Origin of the sequence: Methanothrix sp., assembly GCA_029907715.1 — an archaeon.
In the GTDB taxonomy this organism is placed as follows: domain Archaea; phylum Halobacteriota; class Methanosarcinia; order Methanotrichales; family Methanotrichaceae; genus Methanothrix_B.
Genome location: JARYLI010000028.1, coordinates 1 through 9,364, shown reverse-complemented (window position 1 = coordinate 9,364; position 9,364 = coordinate 1). Strand labels below are relative to the sequence as shown.

Genomic DNA, 9,364 nt, shown 5'->3' with positions numbered 1-9,364 from the left:
GTACGGTGGAAGTTCAGCAAAGATAACGCCAGAGCAAAACTCAAACGACACTACAATACAGTTAAAAATTAATGTTAATGAGCACTAGATCATTAAGAGCGTTTCAAAATATCCAAATCTATCATGCAAAATTATAAATAAATTGGACATTACACAGAAGATCACCGGGTATCTACACGCTACATGAGATGCATCTATACAATCCTAGAAATAGGCGTTTTACCGGCTGAATGGCGAATCGCCCCAGCGATGGGGTCAGATATCTCGTCTTCACCACAGAACTTGTCAGGAGAGGGTACTCCTGTTGGAACGCCTCGGCTTCATGCCCACAGGAGGTATCTGGTATATGGCACTACCAAAGAAAGTGAGGATATCGTTTATCATTCTGGCCCTCACAATGGTATTTTTTACTGGATCTGACGCTCAGGATCTATCCGGCCTCATTCCCGGTCTTCCAAACCTACCTGCACCGGACTGGGTTAGAGAGGGTGCACGCTTGAGTTATTACTCTGCAACAGCTAGCATCCCTTCAGCCTATGAGCGGTTTATCCCTGACGAGGAGGGAGACTGGGTTGGGGTGAACTCTGGCAAAAGGTACAGACGAGAAGAGCTGTTTGGTGCAGCTGGTCATGGAGTGACGCAGGTTGATGTTCTATCTGTAGACACGCGGGCTGCTGTGCTCAAGGTCAACGCCTGGCTTTACTCCAGCTACACTGGGCCACTGGTTCCGATAAGACATGCTGCATCTATCGGCCTTCCTGGTGGTGGTGACTGGTATATACATCCTGCTGCACTCGCCAACCTGAACGATCGACGCGGTGGCGGTGTGACAGTTCTACGAATGCCGTATAAGATAGGGACAATGACGTACAATGCCATACGGATTCAGCAGGAAGATGAGAGATCTTCCTTCGTCCATATCTACGATCTCAGTGATGGAAAGCTTCTGGCTGCATTCAGCTCTGTCTCATCTGCAGATGGGAAGATCACCACATTAGCTGAGGCCATACTAATCGGAGTCAGGCAGATGAACCTTCCATGGTTAGACCAGGATCTTCCCAGCTGGGTTAGAGCAGGAACTTTATTGAGGTACGAGGGCACCAAAAGTTACGAGGCGATAAGGGCAGGCACATCCATGTCAGCAAGCGTTTCTATAGAAGTAAGAATCGATGATGTCACAAGGAGGTGCTACACCTACACCCAGAGTGTATCAATGTATGTTCCCGGATTCCCGGCACAGTACAGCCAAGAGAAACTGGCTGGAGGGATAGGCGAGCCTGGAGGTCTGGCGATACCATCTGCATCTCTTGCCTCTCTTAGGCAGGGGCAGGTTATAGATAGCGATCCTGTAACTGGCATCACCACTGTGGTGGCCGATGTGACTAAGGACGATGCCGGCCGCGATACCGTTGTCATAGTGTCTAGTAACGATGCATACTCTGCGGAGCTTACATATGATGTCAGCAGAGGATTGTTGGTAAACTTCGTTGAGACAAAGCGTGGAGAGGAATATAATGAGTATTTACACATCAAACTGAAGGGCTGATCGATTCCCTCTCAAGTGTTGCTTTGAGTGCCCTCATTGACATGTATCCTCACCCAGTCTATCAACTCTGAGATCTGAAGAAGCTTCGTGTCTCGCTTGCGTGCCACGTTCTTCTTTTTAAGCTCAAAAAGAGCCTAATCAATAAAAGAATTCATAATTAATAATAGTAGTTAAAGTATATAAAGCTTCCATGGATGGTTTATAGGAATCTCCCATGCCCTGTCTCCTCCTTGATTTTGGAACATCTCAAGTCGGGATACAGGGCGCATTATATATACTTTGAATAGATCCAGTTGCTGTCACAACTCCAACAGCAAACTCCGATCGTCGGGATTCTCTACCATACTTTTGCAGCAATTTCGGCACACTGCCCTCTCAACAGGCAGCCTCTCGTAGAACTCCGGAAACAGGTACAACCTCTGACCCACAAAACCAAGACCGTTCAGAACCATCGCCTTAACTATCACCGAATGTTCCAGCTTGTGCTGCCTCAACTTCGGCATACGCGAATCTATAACATCCGCTATGCCAAGCCGGTCGAAAACCGCCGCAACTATCCCCAAATGATCCAGCGATCGCGTGTCTGTCTCCATCTAAGCTGCTCCTGACTCAAAACAGCTAAAAATGTTTACTGCAAGGCCATGCAGAGAAAATTGTTCGGAAAATGAACGTTAATGCGGAATGTGGGATGTACCGCCTCCTAGCGCCGGTTTCAGTCGCTCCTCCCGAACCTTCTTCTGACTCAGGGCAAACGTTTTTTAAAAGCTCATTCTCAGCGTATACTTGCCCAAGCAGCCTCTCAAGCTCAGCAATCCTCGCCTCGTAGCTGCACCGGTTGCCATTGCCTCTAAACCCCATTTCTGGATTCTCAGTCAGCTTTTTCCTCCACCTGCACGGAAGACTCGGATGAATACCATGCTCTCGCGCTATCTGAACCAGTGGTTTCCCAGACTCAAGCTCAGCTACTACTGATATCTTGAAATCCCGGTCATAACGCCGCCTTGTCGTCTTCATCTGCTCCCCCTCCATGGATCGATGTTGCTTAACTCATTGTCCACTCGGAGGGGTTCACTCCAAAATTCTACGTGAAACTCTTGTTGTTCTGGGTAAACAAATACCAGTATCCACCTCCCCTACGCGGGCCTCTTCTTCTTTGTCATAGATTTTTGCATAGATATCTTCACAGAATGGACTCGACCAGTGGTTTGCTCGGGCACTTATGTTATATCTTGAATGGTTCTCTATATCCCAGTTTGAATTATTGAAGGTGTTGTTTCCGTGACTACGTCCGCCTCCGCCAATATCAGGAATTGGATTCCCCTCACCGATATAGATACCAACTGGGTTATCTGTGATCAGGTTGTCTTGGATCGCTGGAGTTGAGTCCATACGCACCATAATCCCCCATCCATCATTGCCGCTTATTGTGTTTCTGCGGATGGTTGGAGATGACTGACCTTTTGTGCTTATGCCTGCACCGTTTGTTGATATTTCGTTATTCTCTATTGTTGGATGTGATCGTGATGTGCAATCAATTCCGTTGGATGTTGAGAACTTGTTGTCTGTGATTGTAGGATAGCTTTCACCATATACTGTTATGCCCCAATTGAGAGACCCGAGAAATACGTTCTTTTGAATTTGTGGCTGTGCTGTACCTAGCGTAGCTATACCAGCATGTGCGCTTCCTGTCGCTCTGAATATATTATCTATGATTCTAGGAGATGTGGAGTTACACAATATTGAAGTTCCTGGACTCCCTTCTCCATCTTTCGCCAAGAACATAAACCCAGAAATTAAGGAGGAATCTGCACCAAGAACAGACACGTAACGGGTCGTGGTTGCTCCCTCAAGTGGGTCGTAGAGAGTATAGGGAGATCCACCACTAATCGTAGGACGGCTAACCCCTATTATCGCGACTTTAGGTTTCATCGATATGGGGAATCGCTCTCCAGTTGCTTCATCGTATTTCCTACTAGCAGCTCTCACCTTAATGGTATCTCCTGCTGAAGCTACTGATAATGCATGAGTTATGGTCTTGAATGGCCTTGTTTCCCCTCCGTCTCCAAAGCGGTCGTTACCTCTATCTGCATCCACCCATAATGTCTTTCCCAGCCCAGAAACGGACGGGATAGCCACCAGTGCAACCAAAAAAACGATCAGTATTTTTACCATATTTCTTCTCATGGCTATGTTCCTCCAGAGATTATACGTCTCAAAAGGTGTACGCTCTTGTGTGTCAGCGACTTGAAGTACATGCAAGCTGTTTGCTACAGGTGCTCATTCATTCGCCGCGAGCACATGCGAGGGCAATGTATCTGAGGTTATACTTATGGATAAGAGCGTTGAAAATTGATGTCGCCTTCGCATGTAAGGACAATGCCGATCAAATCACAACTCCTGAGACATAGTATCTCTGTAGTAAATTACGGTGTTTAATCATTTAAATTTTTGCCTGCTGTTGCTGTGTTGAATATAGTATTCCGCATAAGTTGATATAATATCACATGTCACATAAAATAATCTATGAAGTATAACATATCCAGTAGCTTTTAAATGGATTTACATGAAGTGGCGCAAAGAACTATAACTCTTCAAACCCCTGGAGGTGATCGTTCTGTCCGCACCTTTCTTTTGTTTTAATGTGTCACCATATTATAAAAAGAGAATTTTAGAATGTCCTCTTGCATCATGTTTGGCAGTGTGCCGAAATTGCTGTAAATGGACCTCATGCTGGTTCGACGCATGCCGATCAGTTTCGAATTTACAGCGAATTCGATACACTGCCTTTTCCAGGGCAAAAAAGCAGCGTTCGGGTATGTGGTACTGCCTCGAGCCCGCGCGAGGCCAATGGATGCGGATTCGGGTGAGTAATATCCGTTCCGGCCTCGCAGCGCCGCTGAGCCTCCTGCTTCGGCCGCTCCCATTGAAGGTGAGGAGCGGCCTCGAGTCGGCCGCGGCGCGCTCGCCATGAAGGGACGGATGCGGGCAGGGATATGCAAGGATGCCGATTTATAACGATTTATCATGCGGCGTCCTGTGTCCTATGGCATCATGCGCATAACGTATACCGAGTGGCATATTGCCCTCTTGGCGGATTTCTGGATAAACGACCATGCACGATGATAGCATGCGTCATAGGTTAGGGTCGACATGTGTAGAATTGGACTTAATGGTCTTATCTCGCCTTAGTACTGCTATCAGGACTCAAGTCCACATGCGGTCGATTTGAATCAAACTCTCCAATCTGGCGCAAGCTCAATTTTTCAAATTTCGTGGTAAATATATTTACATAAAATCCTTAACCGATGACCAATGACGATGATAGCAGCTTCACTTGAGCAGTAACTCAAGCAAGCTCACGATATTGAGCAAACACGAAGAAACCCACACAAAAACCAACTCTCAAATGGATCGCGTTCATGTTCCTCGGTGTCACCGCTGTGAAGTCAACAATATGGCGGCGAGAAACACCAGAAAATCGCTAACCTCAACGAGAATACTTTGAAAATAATCAAACTGTTTGGACCAGCATGCGAAAAATACTACGGACTGGAGCGTTAATGCGGAATGTGGGGCAAATCATATTTTTAAACGCATTTTTGGGTTCCTCTAATTAGGGAAAATAACTTATAAAAATATATTTAAATTAACTCAAATAAAGAATCAAACCCCAAATATAACTGGAATTAAGCTTTTTTAAAAGCGCTATGTTGGAGAGGGGTAGAAAAATAAAGGCGACGCTGATAGGCGATCGAGCTCTGAAAAAAAGTGGTGCGCCCGATGCGGGCGCCGCTTCACATCTTGAGACGCTTCTTCAGCTCCTCCAGCTCTCCTGTCCTGTAGAGGTACACACCGATTCCAGCGAGCAGGATTATCAGGAGGGCCACGGCCCAGACGAGCCATCCGCCCTTCGCCTCCTCGACGGACACGGTCTTCTGGATGCCCTCCACCTCGAATGTGTAGACGCCAGGCTCCTTCGGCCTGTACTCAAACGTGACCTTCTCGATCTTTCCGGGCTCGACAGTGATGCTCTTGTTGCCGGTGGCGTTCCGGTTCACCAGAAGCTGTATCCCTCGGGTATCGGGTGTCTTTCCTGTGTTCTGGACCTCGGCGACGATCTTCAGGGGCTTACCGGCGATCGCATCTCCGGTGACATTCATGCTGACGACGCTGATCGGAGAGAGCACCTTCACGCTCTTCGTCGCCCTGTCATAGCCTGATGCCTCCACAGATATCGTGTGATCCCCTGTCTCATTTACCGATATGGATACAGATCCCTTGCTGTCTGTCTGTCCAGCAGGCACACCGTCTAAGCTCACGTTCGCCCCCTCAATCGGCTGGGTGGCATTTGCGCCGCCCCTGACCGTCACCACGAAGGTCTCGCCTCTCATGACCTCCGGAGGTGCTGTTATCACGAGTCTCCTGAGCTCAGCCTCTGACCTCACCAGAAGCGTTCCGCTCGCGTCCTCGTATCCTGACAGCTTCGCCTGAACCTGAACGCTTCCAGCCCTATCAGGTGTGTATCTGATCATTCCGCCTGCATCTGTTGTGCCGATCTCCTTTCCACCGACGAGCACCTTGGCTCCGCTGACGGCCTTTCCGCCGGATGTGACCTGGATCATGATCGGCTTGCCAACGATCGCCTCAGTCAGATTGAGCCTGAGCGGCTCAGTCTTGCCCACGCGCAGGGCGATCGGGCAGAGGTTTCTCTCTGGATTGTCAGCCACCCTGAACTTCAGGTTGCCCATGATCTCGATATCCTTGCCCCGGCCGAGGCTTATCGAGCCGTCGTTCTTCATAGTTATGCCATCTTCGGAGAGCGAGTCCACCTCCATCTTGCCGTGCTTGTCGCCCTCCTCCACAGACTCCGGCGTGTCAGAGACCTGGAATATTCCGTCGACGGTTGCAAGATCCGCCTCCCTGCCGCGGAAGACGTTGCTTATGTGAGCTGCGATTATCGGGACGTCCTCTGAGCTTATCCTCACCTTGTAGGTATATGTCGAGGCCTCGAGATCTCCTGATGCGGGTGTGACGACCTTGCTGTCCACCTCATCACCGTCTTTTGTGAGGGAGAGCCAGACCTTGTTCCCGTCGAGATCCACCTCCTTTATCTGGAGCTCGTAGCCGTCCTCAAGTGGCAGAACGGATCCTGATGATATCGTGCGTTCCTCATCGCTGTCTATCAGGACCTTTCTCAGCTCGCCGTTGTTTATGATGCTGAACTCATCCGTGAAGAGCGTGGCGTTGTTGTAGCCAGCGAAGTACTTGTCTGCCATGAAACCGATGACGTCGTATTTGCCCCAACTCCCGAACTCGAACTCCACCGGCTGCGGAGAAGTCTCGTACTTCAGATCCCCGTCCTCGATCTTGCTTCCAGAGAACCTCGCGACAAGCTTCTCTGTGCCTATATCCTCATCTATATCGTAGTAGAATCCCTCGAAGTTGTATGGTGTCCAGGTGAAGCTCTCCACTCTGCTAGGATCGACCACAGTCCCCCTGACCTCGTAGGTGCCGGTCCTCTCCACAACAGGTGCAAATCGGAGGATGTCAGAGTCGGCCACCTGCAGCCCGACGCCGCCCATCAGCCTGACTGTGGTGCCCTTTCTAAGGGTTACTGAATCCTCGTTCTCCAGCTCGATTCCGGAGTCGGAGACCGAGACCACCTCCATCTTGTCGTACTTGTCCCCCTCCTCGACAGAGGCGTATGTGTCTGATATCTGGAAGAGACCATCTATCGTGACAAGGCTCGACTCTGCGCCGGCGAAGACGTTCGAGACATGGGCCATTATGAGCGGAACGTCCTTGCCGCTGATCTTCTCCTCGTACGTGTACGTGGCGCTCTTCAGGCTGTCAGGGGATATCACCTTGCTGTCGATCTCTTCGCCGTCCTTTGCAAGCGCGAGATGGACCTTGTTTCCGTTGATGTCTATCTCCTTGATCCTGAGCTCGTATCCCTCCTCCAGCGGGAGGACTGAGCCTGAGGTGATGGTCTTCTCATCATCACTGTCGATCAGCACGCGCCTTAGCTGGTTCTCGTTGATCAGACTCACATCATCAACGACCTCAGTATCGGAATAACCGGCGAAGTACTTCTCCGCCATGAAGCCGATGACCTGGTACCTGCCCCAGTCATCGAACTCAAAGCTGATATCCTGGACATCACTGGTGTATCTTATATTCCCGGAGTCGATGGCCCTGTTGTATCTGTCACCAGAGCGGCTGAGGCTGACGGTGAGCTTCTCGGTGCCGACCATATCATCGAGATCGTAGAAGAACCCTGAGAATGTCTGTGGTGTCCATGTGTATGTCTCCGGCATGCCCTCTCTCCAGATCCTGTCTGTGAACTCCTCCTCCGCGACCTTCTCTGGAACCTCCTCGACCACTTCCTCTGTCACATTCTCCTCTTCGGTTATGTTCTCCGCGGTCAGGTTCTCCGCAGAGATGTTTGCCGGTACGAGAACTGCGGCCAGGCCGGGGCTCTGGTTGCCTGCCAGGCTTGCGTTCCCGGCAATTGCTGATGTCACATTTGATGTCAGGTTCCCCTCGGGAGTGAGACCCTCCGGGATCACGACAGCCGAGAGGTTCGCGGCTGCGCCTGTGGTGGCGGTCACGTTTGATGCACCGCCTTCAGACGTCACATTTGATGTCAGGTCCCCCTCAGGAGCGAGCCCCTCGGGAGTCGATGCAGAGACATTAGATGCAGGAGCTGCGCCGGCGGCTGCGGCCAGGGCTGGCGCTGCGCTCTGAGCGGTGCGGTTCTGCTCCACAGCAGAGCTCACTGCAGCGTCTGCAGATCTATCCTCTGCTGTGGCATTTGCAGATGTTGCATTACCTTCTGCACCGACATCTGAGCTCCCAGCAGTGTTTCTGGACAGAGAGACCGGGGTTCTTGCTGTGTTGTTTCCCAGCCTCTTGAACGTCACAGTGATACCGCTGGAGGAGGTGCCTGTGGAGAAGAAATCATCCGGCGGAGCGGTCACCTGTGCTGCGGACTGCTCAGCAGATTTATTCTCAGTTGCATTCTCCGCCACACCTCCTGATAAAAATCCAGCTGATATGACGATGAGCGCGATGACAAACAAACTTTTGCAGTACATGAACACCTCCCATCCGGTATCTATTTGTTTACCGTATATATATTTTATGCAAATGTATTCCCATATACAGTGCTTTTCGTGTATCTGTTTCGTACTGCTTATTATACTCTGTGGCATGTATGGGTGGCTGAGCAGATGAGCTTCTGGTCTTATGCTACGGCAGTTGGCTTTATGGTGTGTAGCCGGATCACGTTGTTTTATGTCTGTATGCTGTGGGTGTCGTGTGCCCGCATCAGTGAGTTCAGACGAATGCGGCCATATGGTATTCATTGGCAGAATGCAAGTTCACGATGAATCCTGACAGCCTGATCGGTTATTCGAGCTCACTGTTATTGTTTGGTTGCGCGATCACACCACTGAGCGCAAGAATCTCATCAATGGAATTCTTGGGGCTCTGTATGCGGAGATTGACTCCTGACATGATACAGCGATTCAAGCCCGCAGCGCACCATCCTCTGAAAATTTATTTGTTCTCGTGAAAAGAATCTGGAGGGTGTGTCTAATATGCTAATATTAGAATATGCTGTATTCCAAAGTTAAGCTCAGATAAATTTTAATATACCATAAAACAAGCAAATAACATGCTTAAGAGATGGGATACAAGATTATACGATATTAAGTTAATATTAGAAGTATTTGATTCGTTATCGTTAGATTTGCGATCAATAAATGCTCCAAAACCAAAAGTTTATGATTTGGAGACCATAATTAAGGCACTTTT

At 49.4% G+C, this 9,364-nt stretch carries 4 protein-coding genes and 2 pseudogenes; 2 read left to right on the top strand and 4 right to left on the bottom strand.

Annotation, left to right across the window (positions count from 1 at the left end):
• The first annotated feature begins 346 nt into the window (after positions 1-346).
• Entirely contained in the window at positions 347-1,546 is a 1,200-nt protein-coding gene (locus QHG98_09545; GenBank protein ID MDH7597958.1) for a hypothetical protein, read from the top strand.
• A gap of 299 nt (positions 1,547-1,845) precedes the next feature.
• Here QHG98_09545 and QHG98_09540 read toward each other — a convergent pair whose 3' ends face one another.
• The 3 genes and pseudogenes from QHG98_09540 to QHG98_09530 all read right to left on the bottom strand — a co-directional run bounded on the left by QHG98_09540 (position 1,846) and on the right by QHG98_09530 (position 3,730).
• Positions 1,846-2,139: a DUF4277 domain-containing protein gene (locus QHG98_09540; protein MDH7597957.1), complete on the bottom strand. Its 294-nt coding sequence runs from the start codon at positions 2,137-2,139 to the stop codon at positions 1,846-1,848.
• A gap of 118 nt (positions 2,140-2,257) precedes the next feature.
• Positions 2,258-2,560 (bottom strand): annotated as a pseudogene (locus QHG98_09535) (transposase).
• Between the two features lie 54 nt (positions 2,561-2,614).
• Positions 2,615-3,730: a DUF1565 domain-containing protein gene (locus QHG98_09530; protein ID MDH7597956.1), complete on the bottom strand. Its 1,116-nt coding sequence runs from the start codon at positions 3,728-3,730 to the stop codon at positions 2,615-2,617.
• 1,193 nt (positions 3,731-4,923) lie between these two features.
• On the opposite strand from QHG98_09530, the pseudogene QHG98_09525 reads away from it, so the two are divergent.
• A pseudogene (locus QHG98_09525) lies at positions 4,924-5,107 on the top strand (IS1634 family transposase).
• Between the two features lie 233 nt (positions 5,108-5,340).
• Here QHG98_09525 and QHG98_09520 read toward each other — a convergent pair.
• On the bottom strand, positions 5,341-8,643 hold the full coding sequence (locus tag QHG98_09520; GenBank protein MDH7597955.1) for an S-layer protein domain-containing protein: 3,303 nt from the start codon (positions 8,641-8,643) through the stop codon (positions 5,341-5,343).
• Positions 8,644-9,364: the final 721 nt, after the last annotated feature.